Origin of the sequence: Nocardia cyriacigeorgica GUH-2, assembly GCF_000284035.1 — a bacterium.
GTDB classification, from domain to species: Bacteria; Actinomycetota; Actinomycetes; order Mycobacteriales; family Mycobacteriaceae; genus Nocardia; species Nocardia cyriacigeorgica_B.
In genome coordinates this window covers 5,134,851-5,156,367 of record NC_016887.1, presented here as the reverse complement: position 1 = coordinate 5,156,367, position 21,517 = coordinate 5,134,851, and the positions used below count along the sequence as shown (strand labels likewise).

General features: G+C 69.3%; 19 protein-coding genes. 10 read left to right on the top strand and 9 right to left on the bottom strand.

Features of this window, described 5'->3' with window-relative positions; all coding sequences use genetic code 11:
• Positions 1-145 precede the first annotated feature (145 nt).
• Both NOCYR_RS23395 and NOCYR_RS23390 read right to left on the bottom strand, forming a co-directional pair.
• Positions 146-1,027 carry a hypothetical protein gene (locus NOCYR_RS23395; protein ID WP_014352893.1) on the bottom strand — a complete coding sequence of 294 codons (882 nt, stop codon included), beginning with the start codon at positions 1,025-1,027 and terminating at the stop codon, positions 146-148.
• Positions 1,027-1,233: a heavy-metal-associated domain-containing protein gene (locus tag NOCYR_RS23390; protein ID WP_014352892.1), complete on the bottom strand. Its 207-nt coding sequence runs from the start codon at positions 1,231-1,233 to the stop codon at positions 1,027-1,029. The genes NOCYR_RS23395 and NOCYR_RS23390 overlap by 1 nt, the downstream gene beginning before the upstream one ends.
• A 135-nt stretch (positions 1,234-1,368) precedes the next feature.
• Here NOCYR_RS23390 and NOCYR_RS23385 point away from each other — a divergent pair, with 135 nt between their 5' ends.
• Together NOCYR_RS23385 and NOCYR_RS23380 are read left to right on the top strand one after the other, a co-directional pair.
• Positions 1,369-2,331, top strand: a complete 963-nt coding sequence (locus NOCYR_RS23385) for a 4-(cytidine 5'-diphospho)-2-C-methyl-D-erythritol kinase (protein WP_048834413.1) — start codon at positions 1,369-1,371, stop codon at positions 2,329-2,331.
• Between the two features lie 105 nt (positions 2,332-2,436).
• Positions 2,437-4,227, top strand: a complete 1,791-nt coding sequence (locus NOCYR_RS23380; RefSeq protein WP_014352890.1) for an ABC-F family ATP-binding cassette domain-containing protein — start codon at positions 2,437-2,439, stop codon at positions 4,225-4,227.
• On the opposite strand, the gene NOCYR_RS23375 is transcribed toward NOCYR_RS23380, so the two are convergent.
• Together NOCYR_RS23375 and NOCYR_RS23370 are read right to left on the bottom strand one after the other, a co-directional pair.
• The gene (locus NOCYR_RS23375) at positions 4,224-5,144 is read right to left on the bottom strand and encodes an Abi-alpha family protein (protein ID WP_014352889.1); all 921 of its coding nucleotides are present in this window, start codon (positions 5,142-5,144) and stop codon (positions 4,224-4,226) included. The genes NOCYR_RS23380 and NOCYR_RS23375 overlap by 4 nt on opposite strands.
• Positions 5,135-6,457 (bottom strand): hypothetical protein, encoded by a 1,323-nt coding sequence (locus NOCYR_RS23370; RefSeq protein ID WP_014352888.1) that lies wholly within the window; start codon positions 6,455-6,457, stop codon positions 5,135-5,137. The genes NOCYR_RS23375 and NOCYR_RS23370 overlap by 10 nt, the downstream gene beginning before the upstream one ends.
• A gap of 275 nt (positions 6,458-6,732) precedes the next feature.
• Here NOCYR_RS23370 and NOCYR_RS30655 point away from each other — a divergent pair, with 275 nt between their 5' ends.
• Positions 6,733-7,608 carry a DUF4393 domain-containing protein gene (locus NOCYR_RS30655; RefSeq protein WP_014352887.1) on the top strand — a complete coding sequence of 292 codons (876 nt, stop codon included), beginning with the start codon at positions 6,733-6,735 and terminating at the stop codon, positions 7,606-7,608.
• A gap of 172 nt (positions 7,609-7,780) precedes the next feature.
• Positions 7,781-8,317: a nuclear transport factor 2 family protein gene (locus NOCYR_RS23360; RefSeq protein WP_148280740.1), complete on the top strand. Its 537-nt coding sequence runs from the start codon at positions 7,781-7,783 to the stop codon at positions 8,315-8,317.
• A gap of 106 nt (positions 8,318-8,423) precedes the next feature.
• Here the strand turns inward: NOCYR_RS23360 and NOCYR_RS23355 are convergent, their stop codons facing one another.
• The gene (locus NOCYR_RS23355) at positions 8,424-10,067 is read right to left on the bottom strand and encodes a peptide chain release factor 3 (protein ID WP_014352885.1); all 1,644 of its coding nucleotides are present in this window, start codon (positions 10,065-10,067) and stop codon (positions 8,424-8,426) included.
• Positions 10,068-10,372: 305 nt separating this feature from the next.
• Here NOCYR_RS23355 and NOCYR_RS23350 point away from each other — a divergent pair, with 305 nt between their 5' ends.
• Together NOCYR_RS23350 and pth are read left to right on the top strand one after the other, a co-directional pair.
• Positions 10,373-10,978 carry a 50S ribosomal protein L25/general stress protein Ctc gene (locus tag NOCYR_RS23350; RefSeq protein ID WP_014352884.1) on the top strand — a complete coding sequence of 202 codons (606 nt, stop codon included), beginning with the start codon at positions 10,373-10,375 and terminating at the stop codon, positions 10,976-10,978.
• A gap of 22 nt (positions 10,979-11,000) precedes the next feature.
• Positions 11,001-11,576, top strand: a complete 576-nt coding sequence (pth, locus tag NOCYR_RS23345; protein WP_014352883.1) for an aminoacyl-tRNA hydrolase — start codon at positions 11,001-11,003, stop codon at positions 11,574-11,576.
• On the opposite strand, the gene NOCYR_RS23340 is transcribed toward pth, so the two are convergent.
• The 3 genes from NOCYR_RS23340 to NOCYR_RS23330 form a co-directional block, all read right to left on the bottom strand.
• Positions 11,573-13,219 (bottom strand): fatty acyl-AMP ligase, encoded by a 1,647-nt coding sequence (locus NOCYR_RS23340; RefSeq protein ID WP_014352882.1) that lies wholly within the window; start codon positions 13,217-13,219, stop codon positions 11,573-11,575. The two genes, pth and NOCYR_RS23340, sit on opposite strands and share 4 nt — an antisense overlap.
• A 354-nt stretch (positions 13,220-13,573) precedes the next feature.
• The gene (locus NOCYR_RS23335) at positions 13,574-14,491 is read right to left on the bottom strand and encodes a ribonuclease Z (RefSeq protein WP_014352881.1); all 918 of its coding nucleotides are present in this window, start codon (positions 14,489-14,491) and stop codon (positions 13,574-13,576) included.
• A gap of 12 nt (positions 14,492-14,503) precedes the next feature.
• The gene (locus tag NOCYR_RS23330; protein ID WP_014352880.1) at positions 14,504-15,676 is read right to left on the bottom strand and encodes an aminotransferase class V-fold PLP-dependent enzyme; all 1,173 of its coding nucleotides are present in this window, start codon (positions 15,674-15,676) and stop codon (positions 14,504-14,506) included.
• Positions 15,677-15,870: 194 nt separating this feature from the next.
• Between NOCYR_RS23330 and egtA the strand changes: the two genes are divergently transcribed.
• The 4 genes from egtA (at position 15,871) to egtD (ending at position 20,609) form a co-directional block, all read left to right on the top strand.
• Complete coding sequence (egtA, locus tag NOCYR_RS23325; protein WP_014352879.1) at positions 15,871-17,184, top strand: ergothioneine biosynthesis glutamate--cysteine ligase EgtA; 1,314 nt, start codon at positions 15,871-15,873, stop codon at positions 17,182-17,184.
• A 151-nt stretch (positions 17,185-17,335) separates the two neighbouring features.
• Positions 17,336-18,679 carry an ergothioneine biosynthesis protein EgtB gene (gene egtB / locus NOCYR_RS23320; RefSeq protein WP_014352878.1) on the top strand — a complete coding sequence of 448 codons (1,344 nt, stop codon included), beginning with the start codon at positions 17,336-17,338 and terminating at the stop codon, positions 18,677-18,679.
• A gap of 15 nt (positions 18,680-18,694) precedes the next feature.
• Complete coding sequence (gene egtC, locus NOCYR_RS23315; RefSeq protein ID WP_048833639.1) at positions 18,695-19,531, top strand: ergothioneine biosynthesis protein EgtC; 837 nt, start codon at positions 18,695-18,697, stop codon at positions 19,529-19,531.
• A gap of 106 nt (positions 19,532-19,637) precedes the next feature.
• Positions 19,638-20,609 carry an L-histidine N(alpha)-methyltransferase gene (gene egtD / locus NOCYR_RS23310; RefSeq protein WP_014352876.1) on the top strand — a complete coding sequence of 324 codons (972 nt, stop codon included), beginning with the start codon at positions 19,638-19,640 and terminating at the stop codon, positions 20,607-20,609.
• 10 nt (positions 20,610-20,619) lie between these two features.
• On the opposite strand, the gene NOCYR_RS30845 is transcribed toward egtD, so the two are convergent.
• Positions 20,620-21,411: a DUF4190 domain-containing protein gene (locus tag NOCYR_RS30845; RefSeq protein WP_014352875.1), complete on the bottom strand. Its 792-nt coding sequence runs from the start codon at positions 21,409-21,411 to the stop codon at positions 20,620-20,622.
• Positions 21,412-21,517 lie beyond the last annotated feature (106 nt).

The window sequence follows — 21,517 nt, the reverse complement described above, 5'->3', positions numbered from 1 at the left end:
GAGACGCCGGAATCGACCGGCTCGCGGGGTGAATCGAGGATGGCCGGCGGCCCGAGATCAACTCTGTGCCGACGACGCAGGGCGCTGCTGCTCGCCTCGCGGATCCGATGCGCCGGATCCAGCGCCGCGCCACCGCGCCCACGGATCAGCGATGACCCCCGCCGTGCTCACCGGACGCCGGTGCCGCACCGGGAACTTCCACCGTGAACTCGGCCGTATGCACCGCTCCACCGTGCGAGAAGTCCAGGTACAGCCGATATGCACCCGCACTCGGAGCCTGCGCGTGGAAGCTCACCTGCGGCCCCGGCGCCGACGTGCCCACCTCGCCCTGCGGATGCACATGCAGATAGGCCAGGTCCTCGCTACGTAATGCGACCAGGTGGGCGTAGGCGCCGAGGTACGGTTCCAGATCGGTGACCGGGACGCCGTCCCGGGTGATGTCGAAGCGCAGTTCGCCGCCCGCGGTGCTCAGCTCCCCTGTGCGCGTCACGGTGTATCCGTCGACGTTCGCGGTGCGCGAGGGCGGCGGAAGTGGTTGCAGCTCTACGGTTCCCGCCACTGGGACAGTCCGGCTCAGTACGAGATTGCCGGGGCCGCCTGCGGGGACGAAGTCGGCGAAGACCCGGTAGGTGCCGGGTGCGTTCCAGGTCCAGTCGATCGACCAGGTGCCGTCGGCCGCCAGTTCCGGATGGGCGTGCCGGTATTCGGTGGTGTCGCTGCGCACCACGATCAGGTGCAGTTTCTTGTCGTGCTGGGTGCTGAAATCGGTGACCGGCGCACCGTCGGGGCCGGTGATGTGGAATCGCAGCGTGCCGGGCTGCCCGGGCGCCGCTGGTGCGCTGATCTCGGACAGCGTGTAGCCGTTCGCCTGGTCGGTGAGGCCGGGCGCCTGGTCGGCGGGCGCGGTGGTCTGCTGGTCCGGCGCCGGCTCGGTCTGGTCACCCACCAGGGCGCCGATTCCGAGCGCGACGCCGAACAGCAGCAGCAGCGCACCGCCGACCGCGGCGAACCTGCGGCGATCCGACATCAGCTCGCGATCGCGTAACCGGCCTCGTCGACCGCGGCGGCGACATCGGCGTCGGCCAGCGGCGCCGTGCTGTCGACCGAGACGCGGCCCGACGCCAGGTCGACGTCGACGCTGGTGACGCCGTCGATCTTGCCGATCTCGGACTTCACCGAGCTGACGCAGTGCCCGCAGGTCATTCCGGTGACGGTGTAAGTGCTGGTGGCCATGTCCCACTCCTTCGCTCGGTGTTCATAATACGGTCTGGGGGTATCCCCGACGCAAACGAACATACCCCCTCGGGGTATCTAGCGCAAGCCGTCGCCGCGCGCACCTGTCGTGATCACCCGTTACGCTTGGGCACCGTGCTGTCCGTTGTGCCGAGCCCTGTCACCGTGCGTGCGCCGTCGAAGGTGAACCTCCATCTCGGAGTCGGTGACCTGCGCCCCGACGGGTACCACGATCTCACCACCGTGTTCCAGGCGCTGTCGCTCAGCGACGATCTCGAGATCGCGCCCGCGGCCTCGCTGACGGTGCGCGTCACCGGTGAGGGCGCCGGCGAGGTGCCCACCGACCGCACCAATCTGGTGTGGAAGGCCGCCGTGCGGCTGGCCCATCTGGCCGGGCGGGCGCCGCTGGTGGAGATCTCGATCAGCAAGGGCATCCCGGTGGCCGGCGGCATGGCCGGTGGCAGCGCCGATGCCGCCGCCACCCTGGTCGGATTGAACGAACTGTGGGATCTGGGTCTTTCCCGCGAGGAACTCACCGCGGTGGCCGCCGAACTCGGCAGCGACGTCCCGTTCTCGCTGCACGGCGGCACCGCGCTCGGCACCGGACGCGGCGAGCGGCTGCTGCCGGTGTTGTCGCGCAACACTTTCCACTGGGTGATCGCGCTGGCCAAGGGCGGACTGTCCACCCCGGCCGTCTACCACGAGCTGGACCGGTTGCGTGAGATCGGCGATCCGCCGCGCCTCGGCGCACCGCAGGAACTCATGCAGGCCTTGGCTTCCGGTGATCCCAAACAACTCGCCCCGCTGCTCGGCAACGACCTCCAGGCGGCGGCGGTGTCGCTCAAGCCCGAACTGCGCCGCACCCTGCGGGCCGGGGTGAGCGCCGGCGCACTGGCCGGCCTGGTCTCCGGCTCAGGGCCGACGTGTGCGTTCCTGTGCGAATCGGAGGAATCCGCCGTCCAGGTGGCGGCGGAACTGGCCGGTGCCGGGGTGAGCCGCAGCGTGCGCACGGCCACCGGCCCGGTCCCCGGCGCCCGCGTGGTCGGCGGCGAGGGGCCGCATCCGCAGCCGTGGCGCGAGGGCGGCAATATCGGCTGAACGTCGCTCACGGCCCACTCGGTACCCTTGCTCAGGGCAGGCGAGTCGACCGGCCTCGACGGGGGCGGACTCCGAGTAACGCCCGGTAAGGCACGGAAAGGTTTCATGTCCAACCTGATCAACCTCGAACAGGTCAGCAAGAGTTTCGGGATCAAACCGCTGCTCGATGACGTCTCCCTGGGCGTGCACGCGGGTGAGCGGATCGGCGTCGTCGGCCTCAACGGTGGCGGCAAGACCACCCTGCTCGAGGTGCTGACCGGCATCGAGGAACCCGACAGCGGCCGCGTCAGCCGGGTCGGCGGGTTGCGCATGGCCGTGGTGACCCAGCGCGGAGTGCTGCCCGAGGGCGCGACCGTCGGGACCGTGGTGCTGGCCGGGCTGGCCGACGACGCCATGACCGACTCGGTCGCCGAACACGAATGGGCCGCCAACCCGCGCATCCGGTCGGTAATGGAGGGCATCGGCATCGCCGATCTCGGCCTGGACACCCCGGTCACCAACCTCTCCGGTGGTGAACGCCGCCGGGTGGCGCTGGCCGCCGCGCTGGTGCGCGAGCTGGACCTGCTGGTGCTCGACGAACCGACCAACCACCTCGATGTGGAGGGTGTGCGCTGGCTGGCCGATCATCTGCTGGCCCGCCGCAGCGCCCTGGTGGTGGTGACCCACGATCGCTGGTTCCTCGACACCGTCGCCACGCAGACCTGGGAGGTCGTCGGCGGCAAGGTGGAAAGCTACGAGGGCGGCTACGGCGACTGGATCTTCGCCCGCGCCGAACGCGCCAGGCAGGCCGACGCCTCCGAGGCGCGCCGCCGCAATCTCGCCCGTAAGGAGCTGGCCTGGTTGCGCCGCGGCCCGCAGGCGCGCACCTCCAAGCCGCGTTACCGGGTGGAGGCGGCCGAGGCGTTGATCGCCGATGTGCCGCCCCCGCGTGACAGCGTCTCGCTCAGCGCCTTCGCGCGTAAACGGCTCGGCCGGGTCGTCATCGAACTCGAGGACACCACCCTCACCACGCCCGACGGACGTGAATTGGTCCGCGATCTGACCTGGCGGCTCGCGCCGGGGGAGCGGGTCGGTCTGGTCGGCGTCAACGGCTCCGGTAAGACCACGCTGTTGCGCGCCCTCGCCGGTGACGCGGAACTGGCCGCGGGCAAGCGGATTCAGGGCCAGACCGTGCAGATCGGCTGGCTGCGCCAGGAACTCGACGACCTGCCCACCGATATGCGGGTGCTCGAGGCCGTGCAGCAGGTCGCCATGCGGATCATGCTCGGCGACAAGGAGATATCGGCCGGTCAGCTGGCCGAGCGGCTCGGCTTCACTCCCGCCCGGCAGCGCACCCCGGTCGGCGATCTGTCCGGTGGTGAGCGCCGCAGGCTGCAGCTGACCCGGATCCTGATGTCGGAACCGAACGTGCTGCTGCTCGACGAGCCGACCAACGACCTCGATATCGACACCCTGCAACAACTGGAGGACCTGCTCGACAACTGGGCAGGCACCCTGGTCGTGATCAGCCACGACCGCTACCTGATCGAACGCATCTGTGATTCCACCTGGGCGCTGTTCGGCGACGGCAAGCTGACCAACCTGCCCGGCGGGATCGAGGAGTACCTGAAGCGCCGCGAAGCCCAGCAGGGCCGCGTGAGCGCAACGAAGCCGGCCACCGGCGAGAGCGCCCCCGTCACCGATTCGGCCGCCTACCGCGCCGCGCGCAAAGAACTGGCCAAGCTGGAACGCACCATCGACAAGCTCGCCGAACGCGAACAGAAGCTGCACGCCGCCCTCGCCGACGCCGCCACCGACCCGGACAAGCTGATCAGCCTCGGTGCCGAGTTGAAACAAGTGCTGGCGGAAAAGGAAGCTGCCGAAGAGCGCTGGCTGGAGCTCGCCGACGACGCCTAGCTCGTCTCCGCCGCCGGCCCCTCGTGCAGCACGATCGGCAGACACGTCTGTACGAACTCCGCACCGAACCCGGTGAGGATGATGCTGCGGTAGGACACCTTGGTGCCGAACCCGGAACGCTTGAGCAGTTCGCGCACCGGCGATTGCGCCTCGAGTAGCTGATAGCGGTTCGGGTTGCCGACCGGCTCCTTGGCCAGCTCGAGCAATCCGAGCCTGCGCAGGTTGGTCAGGTAGTGCTGGATGCGGTTCGGAAATCGCAGCCCGGCGTGCTCGCCGAGCAGGGTCAGGCCTGATTCCTGGCGCAGTCCGAGCCGTTCGGCGCCCAGGCGGCTGAGCCGGCCGCCGTGCACCTCGATAGCGGGCTGCGGACCGTCGGTGCGCAGGTAGCGCAGGATGCGTGCCTCGTCGGGGGTGATCTCGGCGAGGATGTTGGCGAAGGCGGGGTGGCCCTCGTCGCCGGCGTGGGTGCTGGCCGACAGCCGCAGCAGCGCGGCGCCCTGCTCCCGCAGGGTGGGTGCGCTGGTGGGGCGGCGGGACTGTTCTGTCTCGGGAAGTCCGAGGGCGCGGCGCAGCGCGGCCCGCACCTCCGCCTCGGCTTCGGCCCGGATTTCGGCGGGCGGCACACCGGCGGCACTGCGCCGCACCACCGTCCCGGTCACGTCGAGGACGGTGCCGACTCCCCAGCCCGCGGCGCCGGTGACCGTCGACCAGGCCACCCGCACCACACCGCTGGCGGTGCGCACGGTGGTGATGGGACGGCGCAGTGGATGGGGCCGGACCGCGGGCAGCTTCGCCTCGGTGCCGTATTCGAACAGGCGCGCGACCTCGGCGGACGCCGCTGCCGGATCGACCACCGGCTCATCGGCACCGCCGGGATCCGAGGACGCCGCCGATGCCGCTGAGCCGGTCAGATCCATGTAGTCGCCACTCCTGTCCCGAAGACCAGAATGTGAGCGTATCCGGCGAAGAGCCCGAGCACACCGCCATGGACGAAAAGCAACCATTCGTCCTGTTTGATCGCCGATCGCAGCATTTCCACGAAGTCGGTCGGGGACAGCGCCGACATTTGTTTGGCGATGTAGTCGTTGATCTGCCTGCCCTGGCGGACGTTGAAGTCCGGATCGGCGAAGGCGATCGGGGCGATGGCCATGGCCTCGCTGGTGAGCGTCGATTGCAGCGCGTCGTACTCGCGGCTGCCGAGCACGAACTTGACCGCGCTGCGGGCCGGGCCCAGCGCGCGGTCGGCCGCCGGGCGCAGGGTGTCCTCGAGCATCTGCATGGTGCGGTCCGAGCGCGGGCCGTTCAACAGCTCGTCACCGATATTGGCCACCGTCACCACCTGCCCGGACACCAATTCGGCGTAACCGGCGGTGATTTCGGGCTGCCGCTTGATCAACAAACCTTGACGCCACGGGCACCACCATTTCGGCTCGGCGGGGGCGAAGATCATGTTGATGCCGACCCAGTTGACCACCCAGCCGATGATCACGCCGCCGATCGGCAGCACGGCCAGCGTCGGCCAGCCGGTCAGATGCAGCACCGCCACCAGCACCGCACCCATCGGCGCGCCGAAGTAGAAGCCGAAGTTCTGCATGAACCGCAGTTCCTTGGCACCGAGTACCTGGAACAGCTGATTGAGCAATTGTGGACGCGCCTGGAAATAGCGGATGACCATTTGCTTGACATCGAGCAACTGATCGATATTGGCGCCGAGTTCTTCGGTGAGTTCGCGCAGGATATCCGGCAGCTGGGCGCGGACCCGGTCGTGCACCATCTCGCGCACCTGGCTCGGCAAGTTGTACCAGAGCTGCGGATGTTCGCGGCGCAGGATTTCCTCGACGATGTCGCGGATCTGATCGTTGGCGATGCTGGCCAGGTGTTCGGCCAGTGCGTCCGGCTCGAGTTCGCGATAGAAATCGGCGACGCTGCCCAGTTTCGACAAACCCTTGTCCACGGCGATGCTCGCCATTTTGTCCGCCCGCGAGGGCACGATTCCCTGCCAGCCCATGCGCCCGTCGTAGCTGAGCAGCGGCAGGACCTGAATTCGCTTGGGCAGGAATGGATACAGTGCGCGCAGGCCGGGAACGTGGATGCCGTGGAATGCGATCGGCCGGAACAGCATCAGCACACCGGTCCAGTTGGTGATGTAGCCGATGACGCCAGTGAAAAGCGGAATGGTCAAAAGCTCGAGGAGGATCGTCGGGTGGACCCCGAAAACGCTCTCTAACACGACACCCTCCTGCCGATACCCGGTGATCGCCGCCTCACCGGCACCTCAAATTAGCACCCCGTCGGCAGCAGGACCTTATGTGACGTGCGGCGCCGACTCCAAGCGCGAGTGCCTCGCACCACAGGTAGTGTCTGAGACGTTTACCACAGTGCCCTCCTGTGATGTCGTGGTTCTACGCGAGGGTGGGGACAATGGCCACCACCACATCTGATCGTGACTGGTGGGCAATAATCTGTGAGCGGATTCGTTCACCTGGCGATACATCGGAGTAGGACGTGGCAGACGACAGGACCGGACAGGACGTGGCCCGGGCCGGTTCCCGTGCTGTGGAACGCAGCTCGGATGTCGAACAGCGGCAGATCAGCAATGAGGCGCGGTTGATTCGCGGCGTGTTCCGGGCCGCCGGACTGGCCGCGGGCACGGTGGTGCGCGGCGGGCAGTGGGCGGTGGAGACCTCCTATGAGATGACCCGCGAGATCACTCAGGCCGCCCTCGACGGCGAGTCCTCGGCGGAGATCGCCGAGCGCACCGGTAACGCACTGCGCTCGATCGCGCGCAGTGCGCTCGGGGTCACCGAGGGGTCGGTGCGCGAGATCGTCAGTTATGTGCCCAATCCGCAGAGCGCCGGTCAGCAGGCTCTGCAGATGGGGTCCTACCTGCGCTCGGCCAGCGTCGAGGAGCTGCGCAGGCGCGGTGACGCGCTGCTGGCCCGCTCGGCCGATGTGTACTTCACCGAGGAAGTGCATCCCGCCTACGACCGCATCCTCGACGAACTGGCTCCCGACGAGGCCCGCATCCTGCGCTTCATGGCGCTCAACGGCCCGCAGCCCTCGGTCGACGTGCGCACCAACCGTCCGCTCGGCATCGGCTCGGAGCTGGTCTCCGGCGATCTGACCTCGGTGCCCGAACAGGCCGGCGTGCGCTACCCGGACCGGGCCCGGTCCTACCTGATCAACCTCAACCGCCTCGGCCTGACGCTGACCTCCGACGATCCGGTGGTGCTCAGCCGCTACATGGTGCTCGAGGTGCAACCGGTGGTGGAGGCGGCGCTGAAGAAGGCCGGTCGCGCGCCCAAGATCGTGCGCAAGAGCCTGCGCCTGACCGAATTCGGCGAGGATTTCTGCCGCACCTGCTTCACCATCGGCGGCTGATCCGGCGCCGTCGCGGGTTCGCCCGGTGATAGCGATCTGATACAGATCTCGCCAATAGTTCGGTATGCCCGGTTACTGGTGGGATCGTTGAGGTATGGACCAGGACGAGGAGCGTAGGGACTCCGAGTCGGGCGCAGAGCGGGAACCGGTCGGCCGGGTTCTGTTCGGACGGATGCCGGGGTCGATACCGGTACCCGAGAACGGTGCGCGCGACGACGTGTCCGAGATTTGCCGTTTGAAGTACCGATACCTGCGCACGCTGGACACCAAGCAGTGGGACGAATTCGCCGACACCATGGTCGCGGAGGCGACGGCCACCTACAGCGAGTACCTGCAATTCGAATCCCGCGAGGCGTTCATCGCGTTCATGCGCAATACGCTGGGCCCGCACGTCATCACCGAACACCGCTGCGACCACCCCGAGATCGATATCGACGGCGACACCGCCACCGGCACCTGGTACCTGGCCGATACCGTGCTCATCCCGGAGCACAACATGCTGCTGCGCGGTGCGGCGTTCTATTCCGACCGCTATATCCGCTGCGATGACGGGCACTGGCGGATCTCGCACACCGGCTACGAACGCACCTATGAAGTGGTGCTCTCACTCAGCGACCTGCCGAGCCTGCGGCTGACCTCCAGCCGGTGGGGTTTGATCGCCAGGGATTCCGGGCTCGAATCGGTGGAACGCGAGCCGGAGGCGGGCTGAACGCCGGGCTCACCGGTCGAACCGGCCCCGACGTGAACCGCGCGTTCACGGGTGGCGTGCCCCGGTCACGGATGGACCGTCCGGCTCGGGGCCGAGTCGACTCCGCTCAGTCGGCGGTGGCGACGAGCGGTTCGAGGGTCAGCCCCGGATGCTCCTTCTCGATGTACTGCAACCGCCACTTGTCGCTGAACAGCGCCAGCAGCGCGCCGTCGCTGCGGGTGAACACCTCCACCCCGCGCTGGCGGCCCAGCTCCTCGGCCGAGGCGGCGTCGGTGCGGCGGGCCAGTGTGTAGGGCAGATGATCCATCTGCGTCTCGACGTTGTACTCGGCCTGCATCCGGGCGGTGACCACCTCGAACTGCATCGGGCCGACCGCGGCGAGCACCGGGGAGGCGTCGCCGCGCGCGTCGTTGCGCAGCACCTGCACCACGCCCTCGGAGTCGAGCTGGTCGATGGCCTTGCGGAACTGCTTGTACTTGCCCGCGCTCTGCGCCCGCAGCACCGCGAAATGCTCCGGCGCGAACGACGGGATCGGCGGGAACTCCACCTTTTTGTCCACGTACAGGGTGTGCCCCGGCGCCAGCGCGGTCGCGTTCACCAGGCCTACCACGTCGCCGGGGTAGGCGGTATCGACGGTGGCGCGTTCGCGGCCGAACACCGTCAGCGCGTACTTCGTGGCGAACGGGCGCCCGGTCTGCGCGTGCGTGACGACCATGCCGCGCTCGAACTCACCCGACACGATCCGCATGAACGCCAGCCGGTCGCGGTGCGCGGTATCCATCCCGGCCTGCACCTTGAACACCACCGCGCTGAACGGATCGGAGGTCTCGCGCATACCGCCGTCGATATCGCGCCGCCCGGCCGGCGCCGGGGCCAGCGCCACCAGCGTCTCCAGCAGCTGGCGCACACCGAAGTTCAGCATCGCCGAGGCGTAGATGACCGGCGAGGTCTGCCCGGCGAGGAACAGTTCCTGATCGTGGTCCTGGCCGGTGGCCGAAAGCAGTTCGCTCTCCTCGGCCGCGGTGGTCCACGCCTCGCCCTCGCGGGCCTCGGCCTGCTCCGGGGTCAGCGATTCCTCCGGCGCGATGGTCGCGCCGCCCGCGGTGCGGGTGAAGTGGATGTATTCGACCGCCTCGCCGTCGGCGCCGCGACGCAGCAGGCCGCGGAAATCGCCGGCGATGCCGACCGGCAGGAACAGCGGGGTCGGGGTCAGCCCGATCCGCTCGTCGATTTCGTCGAGCAGCTCCAGCGGTGCCCGGCCGGGACGGTCCCATTTGTTGATGACGGTGATGACCGGGATGCCGCGGTGGCGGCAGACCTGGAACAGCTTCAGCGTCTGCGGCTCCAGGCCCTTGGCCGCGTCGATCAGCATGACCGCCGCGTCGACGGCGGTGAGCACGCGATAGGTGTCCTCGGAGAAGTCCGAGTGACCGGGGGTGTCGACCAGATTGATCACATTGTCGATATCGGAGCCCGCGGCCCGGTAGTTGAACTGCAACGCGGTCGAGCTGACCGAGATGCCGCGCGCCTTCTCCATCTCCATCCAGTCCGACACCGTGGACTTGCGTCCCGCCTTGCCGTGGATGGCGCCCGCCTCGGAGATCATCTTGGCGTGCAGCGCCAGCGCCTCGGTGAGCGTGGACTTACCGGCGTCCGGATGGGAGATGACGGCGAAGGTCCGCCGCCTCGACACCTCGGCGGGCAGCCCGCGTGAACCGGACGAGACAGCGCCGTCAGTGGAGGCGGTCAACAGCGGCAACCTTTCGGGGGAATGCGAGAATATGGCAACCGGTCCAGCGTACTGGACCGAAACGACGCCGAGTCATCGCGGCGCTGACCACCCGATTCCAGGTCGGCGGCGGCCTTGCGCTATGGTGTTCAGGTTGTCTCGGCGAGGGTGACCGCAGACTTTGCGACACCGTGATCGACGCGGCTCGGCTTCCGGCCGTCCTCGTTGTTGTCTTCGCCCGACGAGTAGACCAACCGAGCCAGGGCTCCCACGTTCCTGGCGCCACCGTTGACCAGCCCGGAAGAGCCGTAGGAGTAGATCAGGTCATGTCCGACGCCAACCTTCTCGAAGCCGCAGTCCGCACCGAGTTCGGCAAGGGCGCGGCCCGCCGCACCCGTCGCGACGGCAACGTCCCCGCCGTGCTGTACGGCCACCAGTCCGATCCCCAGCACCTGGCGCTCAACGCCCAGGCGTTCGCGGCGATCCTGCGTGAGCACGGCACCAACGCGGTGCTCAACCTCGTGATCGACGGCAAGAAGCAGCTGGCGCTGACCAAGTCGGTCGTCGTGCACCCGATCCGTCGCTACATCGAGCACGCCGACCTGCTGATCATCAAGAAGGGTGAGAAGGTCACCGCCGACGTCACCGTCACCGTCGTCGGCGACGCGGCTCCCGGCACCCTGGTCACCCAGGACGCCACCACCGTCTCCATCGAGGCCGACGCGCTGAACATTCCCGAGACCATCGAGGTCTCGGTCGAGGATGTCGAGGCCGGCACCCAGATCACCGCCGCCGACCTGCAGCTGCCCGCGGGCGTCAGCCTGGCGGTCGACGCCGAGACCCTGATCGTCAACGTCATCGCCGCGCCGGCCGCCGCCGCCGAGACCGAGGGTGAGGGCGAAGCCGAGGCCGAGGGCGAGAGCGCCGAATAAGCCTCGCGCATCGGTTGTCTCGATGACCGACTCCACGCCCGCGCTCGTCGTCGGGCTCGGTAACCCCGGGCCCGAGTACGAGCGCACCAGGCACAATGTGGGCTTTCTGGTCGCCGACGTGCTCGCCGAGCGCGTCGGCGGCCGTTTCAGCGTGCACAAGAAGTCCGGCGCCGATCTGCTCACGGCCCGGCTCGACGGCCGTCAGGTGCTGATCGCCAAGCCACGCTCCTATATGAACCTGTCCGGCCGTCCGGTGGCGGCGCTGGCCCGGTTCTTCTCGGTCCCGGCGACCGAGGTGATCGTCGTGCACGACGAACTCGATCTGCCGTTCGGCGCGATCCGGCTCAAGCGCGGCGGTGGCGAAGGCGGGCACAACGGCCTGCGCTCGGTGTCCCAGGCGCTGACCACCAAGGACTATCTGCGCACCCGCATCGGCATCGGCCGCCCGCCCGGCAGGCAGGATCCGGCGGATTACGTGCTCAAGCCGTTCTCCGCGCCGGAGCGCAAAGAGGTGCCGGTGCTCGTCGAGCAGGCCGCCGATGCCGTGGAGCTACTGCTGCGGGTTGGGCTGGAGACCGCGCAGAACCAGCTGCATTAGTGCAGGTGCACGGCGGTGGCGGCGCGGCGCAGCTTGCCCGATGACGTCTTCGGCAGAGCGCCGGGGCCGAGTACCGCGACCGTGCGCGGGCGCACGCCCACCTCGGAGAACACCGCGTGCACGATCTCGCGTTCGATGCGTTTGACCTCGTCGGGGTTGTGGTGATCGTTGCTTTCCACCACCACCGCGAAACTCTCCCGCTTCTGCCCGGCGTCCAACCGCACCGCGACCGCGTTGCCGGGACGCACGCCCTTGACGCGCATCGCGGCCCGTTCGATATCGGTGGGGAAGATGTTGCGGCCGGCCATGATGATCACGTCCTTGATCCGGCCGCACACCACGATCAGCCCTTCTTCGGTGAAGTAACCGATATCGCCGGTGTCGAGCCAGCCGTCGGCGTCCTGGGCCGAGCGGAAACCTTCGACGGTCACATATCCGGAAGTGACGGCGGGGCCACGCAATTCGATCACGCCCACCGACCGGGTCGGCAGCGGCTGACGTTCGGCGTCGACGATGCGGCCCTCCAGGTCGTCGACCAGATAGCCCAGCGTCGGCAGCCTGCGGATATTGCCGTGGTGGGAGTGCTGATCATGCACCGGAACGGCCTTGCCGAGGGCTTCGAGCAGATCGGCGTCGACCACGTCGAGCACCTGGCCGTGCCCGGGATCGGGAATCGACACCGCGAGGGTGGTTTCGGCCATCCCGTAGACCGGGGTGAGCGCCATCGGATTGAGCCCGAAGCGTTGCCCGGCGGCGGCGAGCTTTTCCATGGTGTCCGGATCGACCGGTTCGGCGCCGTTCCACATATAGCGCACGCAGCTCAGGTCCAGCGTCGACCCTTCGGCCTGATCGAGTCGGCGCGCCAGCAGCGAGTACGCGAAATTCGGTGCGGCGGTGACGGTGCCGCGATATTTGTCGATCAGCTCGGCCCACAGGATCGGCCGCTGCAGGAAATCCATCGGCGTCACGCAGACCACCTCGGCGCCGAATTGCATCGGCACGCTGAGGAATCCGACCATGCCCATATCGTGGAACAGCGGCAGCCAGCTGACCATCACGTCATTGTCGAGCTGGAACTTCACCCGGTTGAACATGGCGTAGGCGTTGACGAAGAAGTTCTCATGGGTGATCCGCACGGCCTTGGGCGAACCGGTGGAGCCCGAAGTCAGTTGTTGCAACGCGATATCGGCCTCGTCGGTGGGCAGCGGCTCGGTGTCCTCGCCGTCGCGTAACTGGTCGACCCGAACCACGGCGATGCCGCGCTCACGCAGCAGCGGCTCAGCCGCCTCGAACGGTGCACCGAGGATCACCGCCCGCGCCTCGATCATGCTCAGCACGGTTTCGGTATCACGGGCCCAGACCGCCAGATCGGTGCGCGGGGTCGGCTGATGCAGCATGGTGATCGAGGCGCCGCGCATCCACACGCCCTGACAGGCGGGTGCGATATCGACCGGCATGCCGGCCAGCACCCCGACCGCGTCGCCGTGGCCGATTCCGGCGGCGGCCAGACCGCCCGCCATGCGCCGCGCGATCCGATGGATCTCGCCCCACGTCTGCCGCAGCGGTGCATCCGGTTCCCCGGTCACCAGCCCGCGCGTGGTCTCGCGCGCCGTCGCGTACATCTCCTCGGTGAACCTGCTCAACGCACCCGCTCCTCACCGGCCACACGGGGCCGCCAACCGACCTGCCTCAACTATCCCGCTGTTCGAGCCTCGCGTTAACCCCCTCCGTGTGTGCGCTGGTCAGCGCCACATTCACGCATGAAATGGCGGGTGCGTCGCGGGTTGTCCGATCGGCCGCCCCTGAACCGCGCGCCTGAACCCCGCCGCACCGCCTGCGCCGGTTGGGCGGCGTCGCCGCCGACCGGCTCAGGGATAGTAGCCCGGTCTGCCGCGAGCCCGGCGCGCGCCGCCTCGGCGTGGCGCGCACCGAACACGCCGACGGTGCGCGATGTCCGATTCCGCTGCGCGAATTCCCTTGGGGCGAGCGGTATGCGGCTAGCGGCGCGGTGGCAGCGGGATCCGGGCCAGGTCTTCGGCGATGACGATGGTTCCGTCGAATTCCTTTGCCGCCTCGGTGAAGTGTTCGTCGAGGGTGCGGTAGCGCTGCGAGAAATGGGTCAGTACCAGGGTGCGCACGCCCGCCTCGGCTGCCACCCGGGCCGCCTGGCCGGCGGTGAGGTGGCCGTACTCCTCTGCGAGCCCGGCGTCGGCGTCGAGGAAGGTGGCCTCGATGACGAGCATGTCCACCCCGGCGGCGAGTTCGTACACGGCCGGGCACAACCGGGTGTCCATGACGAAGGCGACACTCTGTCCGGGACGGCGCATGCTCACCTCGTCCAGGGTGACCGTGCGGCCGTGCCAGTCGATGCGGCCGTCGCGCTGCAACCGGCCCACCGCGGGCCCATGCAGCCCGATGGCCTCGAGCCGCTCCGGTCGGATGCGATGGCCGTCGGGTTCGGTGATGCGGTAGCCGAAGGCCTCCACCGGATGCGAGAGCCGGGCCGCGGTGAGATGGAACGGCGCGCCCGGCGCGTCGAGTGGGCCCGGTTCGGCGATCGGATGCCGGTTCAGTTCGACGGTGCGGTAGTAGACGCCGGCCTCGCACAGCCGCTCGAAGTACTGCTCGCCGGAGGCCGGATAGTAGGCGTTGATCGGATGCGGCACCTTGTCCAGATTGATCCGCTGCACCACTCCCGCCAGTCCGAGACAGTGGTCGCCGTGGAAATGGGTGATGGCGATCCGAGTGAGGTCGGTGACCGACACACCGGCGTGGATCATCTGCCGCTGCGTGCCTTCGCCCGGATCGAACAGGATGCCCTCGGCGCCCCACCGCAGCAGGTAGCCGTTGTGGTTGCGCTGTTTGGTCGGCACCTGGCTCGCGGTGCCGAGGACGATCAGCTCACGCTGCGACATCGCCGGCGCCCGTCAGAGTTCCGCGACGGCGGCGAGGAACCGGTCCAATTCGTCGAAGCCGACGAAACAGTGCGGCGAGGCGCGCACCACGGCGTCGAGCGCGCGGCCGGTCATGTCCAGCAGCGTCGAGCTGCGGTGGCTGACGGTGACGGTGATGTCCTGGGCGGCCAGCCGATCCCGCACCTCGATCGGGGCCACCGCATCGACGGTGAACGACACGATCCCGCTGTGCCGGATCCCGAGATCGCGCACCGTTACGCCGGCGATCTCGGCCAGGCCCTTGCGCAGGTATTCCGCACGGGCGGCGATCGCGGCGTAGACCTGCTCGGGCCCGAGTTCGAGCAGGTAGTCGACGGCGGCGCCGAGGCCGAGCCGGGCAGCCACGTCGTGTTCCCAGAATTCGAAGCGGCTCGCGTCGGGGGCGAGGCGGTAGGCGTCGGGGGCGGTCCACTCCGCACTGTGCAGGTCCAGGCGCTCGGGCTCCATGGACGCGGCCAATTCTGGACGCACGTACAGGAATCCGGTGCCGCGCGGGCCGCGCAACCACTTGCGTCCGGTGGCCGACAGCGCGTCCACACCGAGTTCGGCGACGTCGAGCGGGATCTGCCCGGCGGACTGGCAGGCGTCCAGCAGCACCAGCGCACCGGCGTCGTGCGCGATCCGGGTGGCCTCGGCGGCCGGATTGACCAGGCCGCCGTTGGTCGGCGCGTGCAGCAGTGACACCAGCTTCACCCGGTCGTCGACCTGGGCGGCGAAGGCGTCGAGGTCGAGTTGGCCGGTGGGATCGCTGGGGATGTGCTCGACGGTGGCGCCGGTGGCGCGGGCCCGTTGGAGGGCGGCGATGGCGTTGCTGGCGTAGTCGGAACCCGAGATCAGGATGCGGTCGCCCGGACCGAGCGGGACCGAGTAGAAGAAATCGGCCCAGGACCGGGTGGCGCTGTCGCTGAGCGCGATGCTCGCCGGTGTGGCGTTGATGAGCGTGGCGATCGACCGCTTGACCGCGGCCAGATCGTCGAGCCGTTCGTTGGCCGCGCGATAGCCGCCGACCTCGGCCTCCCGGCGCAGATGGGCGATGACGGTATCGGTGACCACCCGCGGCGGCAGCGACGATCCCGCGCTGTCGAGGAAGACCAGACCGTCTCCGACGCCGGGGGTGTCCGCCCGTATCCGCTGCTCATTCAGCATGCCGACGACGATATCGGTTCGATCGGCCGCTCGCTTCGCGATTACTTGTCGGTACCCCTGGCTACCCTGGAATCCACCGGCAGCGACGCCGCGACACCCACACGCCAGATCCCACGCCCTACCGCAGCACCGAACAACCCGACGATCCACGCGCCGCAGATCCACCGCGCACCGCAATCACCTGGAGGTCGAGCATGGCGGTCACCCTCGAGCGCAGGCAGGCGGGGCCGATCGCCGCCGACCGGGAGCTGTCCTCCCGCGCGGCGGCGGAGGCCTACATCGGTGGCGTCTGCTTCAAACTCGGCCCGCCCGGGCTGATCGGCGCCGAACTCGAATGGCTCACCACACACGGTGAGTGTCCGGCGTCAGGCCCGACGGCCGCTCCGCGTCCGCCGCTCGACCTGCTGGCGGATGCCCTCGGACCGTACGCGCCACGGTCCATCGCCCCCGATTCGCCCGCGCTCGCGCTGCCGGGTGGCAGCCGGGTCACCATCGAACCCGGCGGTCAGATCGAACTGTCCAGCGCACCGTATCCCTCCGCCGAAGAGCTTGCCGCGCAGCTGCGTGCCGACACCGAGATGCTGCGCAAACTCCTCGAAACCCAGTGTGTGGGCATGGTTTCCGCCGCCGCCGATGCCGGCCGCCGCGCCCGCCGCGTGCTGCGGCTGCCCCGCTATCAGGCCATGGAGCGCTATCTGGCCAGTCTCGGTCCGTTCGGCAAACTCATGATGTGCAATACCGCCGCGACGCAGATCAGCGTCGACGCGGGCGCCGATCCTGCCGAGGTCGGCGCGCGCTGGACCGCCCTGTACGCCATCGGCCCCGCCTTATTGGCCGCCTTCGCGTGTTCACCCGAACTGCGCGGCGCACCGGCGGGGGAGTGGGCTTCGCAGCGCATGCGCACCTGGTTGCGGCTCGACCATTCCCGGACCCGCCCTCCGGTCGAGGACTGGGCCGATCCGATCGCCGGTTATGCCCGCTGGGCGTTGGACGCGCCGCTGTTGTGTGTGCGGTCCCGTGAGCCGGAGGCCGGGTCGGCCCCGGCCGACTGCTCCTGGGCCGCCCCGCCCGGCGCCACCTTCGCCGACTGGCTCTCCGGCGCCCTGGACGACGAGATCGGCCGCCGTCCCGACCGCAGCGATCTCGACTACCACCTGACCACCATGTTCCCGCCGGTCCGGCCGTCCGGGCATCTCGAGGTCCGCTACCTCGACGCGCAGCCGGAACAGAGCTGGACGGTCCCGATCGACGTCATCGATGCGTTGATGTCGACCCAGGCCGTGGTCGCCGAAGCCACGACCATCGCCGCCCCGACGGCAGGACGCTGGCTCGACGCCGCCCGCTGCGGCCTGGCCGACCCCGAGATCCGATCCGCCGCCACCGACTTACTCGACGCCGCGGCCACCCATGCCGCGACCCCCACTGCCGCCGAAGCCATCCACGCCGCCGCACAGCGCTGTCGCAGTGCCCGGCAGCCGGGCCCGCCCGAATCCGGGAGCGCCCCATGAGCGGGCGGCCTCGCGAGCTCGACAGCGTCGGCGCCCATGTCGTGAGTCCCGCATCCACGCCCATTCCGCATGCCGACGGCCTGGTAGAGCCGCTGCCACGCGCATCGCGTGCCCTGACAATCATCGACCGACCAGCACACGGAGTTCCATCGTGACCATCCACTTGCCCGCCGAGGACACAGCCGAGACCGAACAGCTCCGTTCCCGCATCGCGGAGACGCTGAACCGGGCCCGAGCGCGCAGCGCCGCGCTTACCGACTGCCTGGACGAAGCCGAACTCGTCGCGCAACATTCGCGGCTGATGAGCCCGCTGGTATGGGATCTGGCCCATATCGGCAATCAGGAAGAACTGTGGCTGGTGCGTGACGTCGGCGGCCGCGAGCCGGTGCGCGCCGATATCGATGAGCTCTACGACGCGTTCAAACACGCGCGCGCCAACCGTCCGTCGCTGCCGTTGCTGAATCCGAGCCAGGCCCGCGCGTACGTCGGCACGGTGCGCGAGAAGGTGTGGGATGTGCTGGAGCGCAGCAGCTTGCGCGGCACACCGCTGGTCGAGGGTGGGTTCGCTTTCGGCATGATCGCCCAGCACGAGCAGCAGCACGACGAAACGATGCTGGCCACCCACCAGTTGCGGGCCGGCGCACCGGTGCTGTCGGCTCCTGCCGCGCCCACCGGCACCGCCGCGGTGACCGGCGAGGTGATCATCCCGGCCGGGCAGTTCACCATGGGCACCTCCACCGACCCGTGGGCGCTCGACAACGAGCGGCCCGCGCATCTGGCGCATGTGCCGGGCTTCGCCATCGACGCCGCGCCCGTCACCAACGAGCAGTACCTGGCCTTCATCGCCGACGGCGGCTACGAGCGTCCCGAGCTGTGGTCCGACCGCGGCTGGTCGCATCGCCTCGAGGCGGATCTGGTGGCGCCGCAGTTCTGGGAGCGCGATACGGACGGCACATGGTGGCGGCGGGTATTCGGCGTGCTGACGCCGTTGCGTCCGCATCAGCCGGTGGTGCACGTGTGCTGGTTCGAGGCCGAGGCCTACGCCCGCTGGGCGGGTAAACGCCTGCCCACCGAGGCCGAATGGGAGAAGGCCGCCCGCTACGACTCCGGCACCGGCCGCTCGCGCCGCTACCCGTGGGGCGAGACCGAACCCGATGCCGCGCACGCCAATCTGGGCCAGCGCCATCTGGAGCCGGCCGATGTCGGCGCCTACCCCGCGGGCGCGACGCCGGCGGGCGTGCACCAGCTGATCGGTGATGTCTGGGAGTGGACCGCCTCCCGCTTCGACGGCTACCCGGGGTTCCGCGCCTTCCCCTACCGCGAGTACTCCGAGGTCTTCTTCGACGGTGATTACCGCGTCCTGCGCGGCGGTTCCTTCGGCACCGATCCGGTGGCATGCCGCGCCACCTTCCGCAACTGGGACCACCCGATCCGCAGGCAGATCTTCGCCGGTTTCCGCCTGGCCCGCGATCTCCGGCCGGGGGAAGCAGCATGAGCGGCGGATCGGCCCATGTGTAGACATCTTGCGTACGTGGGGCCCGCCGCTCCGGTCGGCGACCTGCTCACCCGCGGCGTGCATGCCCTGCGCACCCAGGCCTGGGCCCCGCGAGACATGCGTGGCGGCGGCACGATCAATGCCGACGGGTTCGGGGTCGCGTGGTGGCGTCGCGACGACTCGGGCCAGGTGCGTGTCAGCCGATACCGCAATCCGGCACCGATCTGGACCGACCCGGCCGTGGAGGAGGTGCTGCCGCAGATCCAGTCCACCGCCGTCCTCGCCGCCGTCCGTTCCGCGACAGTCGGCATGCCGGTCGAGCGCGCGGCCTGCGCGCCCTTCATCGACGACGCCTGGGCCTTCAGCCACAACGGCGTCGTCCCGAATTGGCGCAAGGCGCTCACCGCGACCCTCGCCGATCTGGACAGCGCCGCCACCCGCGCGGGCGCGACCCGGATGTTCCAGACCGCCGATCTGCTCGACGCCGAATCCGCCACCGATTCGGCCGCGCTGTGGGTGCTGCTGCGCGGGTTGCTCACTCCGGGTGCGCCGCCGGATCTGGTGGCGGACCCGGCCGGCGCGCTGCGGCTGCTACTCACCACCGTGCTCGCGCACGCACCGGCCGCCCGGCTGAACTTCCTGCTCGGTGACGGCTCGACGATCTGGGCCACCAGCTGGGAGCACGCGCTCTCGACCCTGGTCACCGACGAGTACGCCATCGTTTCCTCCGAGCCCTACGACGCCGACCCGCGCTGGCGGCCGATCCCCGAGCACAGCCTGGTCATCGCCGCACCCGGCCGGCTGACCGTCGAACCGCTCGATCGTCGCGACGCCGGGAACGCGCGTCCATGAGCGGCGACAGCTACGCGCCCCGAGACGACGCGACATGCCCGCAGGCCCAGCGACAGCAGTCGACGACATGACACCGAGTTCACCGCGACACGACAAGGATTCCGCCATGACCGCACCGACGCTGGAAGTCCATCTCACCGACGCCGACCTCACCGCGGCGCTGCGCGCGGACGCCCGGCGCGGGCTCACCGACGATCCGAAGTGGCTGCCGCCCAAATGGTTCTACGACGCCCGGGGCAGCGAACTGTTCGAACAGATCACCGAATTGCCCGAGTACTACCCGACCCGCACCGAACGCGCGCTGCTCGAACGCGTGGTCGGCGAGATCGCCCGCGCGGCGCAGGCGGAGGTGCTGGTGGAACTCGGCGCGGGCTCCGCGGCGAAGACCCGGTTGCTGCTGACGGCCCTGACCGCCGAGGGGCCGCTGAAAACCTACGTCCCGCAGGACGTCTCCGCGGCGGCCTTGCGAGCCACCGCCGCCGAGGTCGCGCGCGAGTTCCCCGGCCTCGCGGTGCACGGCGTGGTCAGCGATTTCACCGACACCCTGCACAATCTGCCGCGTGGCGGCCGCCGGATGATCGCCTTCCTCGGCGGCACCCTCGGCAATCTGGTGCCCGCCGAACGCGCGGAATTCCTCACCGCCATCCACGACGTCCTCGAACCCGGTGAACATCTGCTGCTGGGAGCCGGCCTCGTGATCGACCCGGCGATCCTGGTCCCGGCCTACGACGACGCCGCCGGGGTGACCGCCGAATTCAACCGCAATGTGCTGCACGTGCTCAACCAACGCCTCGCCGCCGACTTCGTGCCGGACAACTTCCGCCACATCGCCGTCTGGGACGCCGAGAACGAGTGGATCGAGATGCGGCTGGAAGCGACCGAACCCATGCGGGTGACCGTCGCCGACCTCGACCTGGTGCTCGACTTCGCGCGCGGCGAGCAGCTGCGCACCGAGATCTCGGCCAAGTTCCGCCTGGAGCGGCTCGACACCGAACTGTCGGCCGCCGGTTTCACCCTGGACAAGGCCTGGACCGACCCCGACAGCCGCTTCACCCTGGTCCTGGCTACCCGCGGCTGAACGGCCCGGATCAGTTCTGCTCGGGCACGATATCGGCGTTGAAGAAAGCGAAGGTGAGGATCAACCCGATCGCCATCGCCACACCCGCGGCGACCGCGGCCCATTTGCCGAGCGGTTCGCCCTTGTTGTGCCCGATGATGCCGAGGATGATGCCCGCGGGCCCGAACAGGATCGGGCAGAACAGCAGGCAGATGCCCGCGCAGACGAATCCGATGATGGAGAACACCTGCGTGCCCGAGCGCTGCGGCTGGGCGTCGTAGGGCTGGAAGGACTGCTGCGGATACGACGGGAACCCGCCACCCGCCTCACCACCGGGGCCGCCGGACGCCGGCGGATAGGCGCCTCCGGGATATCCGGGGTACCCGGACGTCCCGCCGCCCCACTGCTCGCCCTGCTGTCCCTGCGGGTACTGCTCACCGGGCCGTCCCGGCGGGTACTGCTCACCGTAGGGCTGTGCCCCGCTGGTTCCCCACGGCTGCTCCCCGGACGGCGGCTGCCCGGACGTCGACCCCACCCCACCCGGCTGCGCGCTCCACGCCTGTCCGGGCCCGCTCTCCGTCGGCTGCTCCCGCCACGCCTGCTCGGGCACCTCACCACCGGGCGCCCCGGTTCCGCCGGACGGCTTGTCCAACGATGGTGGTGCGGTCCCCGCACCCTCGCCCGGCGCCGAACCGGTCACCTCGCCCGACTCGCTCGACGGCTCCAGAGTGCCCGGCTCCCGCTCCGGCGGGGTCGCGCGCGGTTCCCCGTCCTGCGGCCGGTCCCCGCTGCCGGGTTCCTGCGGTTGCTGCGGCGTGGTCATAGCGCTCTCCTCATTCGTCCGATCGGGTACGGCGGTGGAGCAGGCGGTCTACGTTCGCCAGTATGCGCCGATCGGCGCGCCGAGCGCGGGAACCCGGACACAAAAA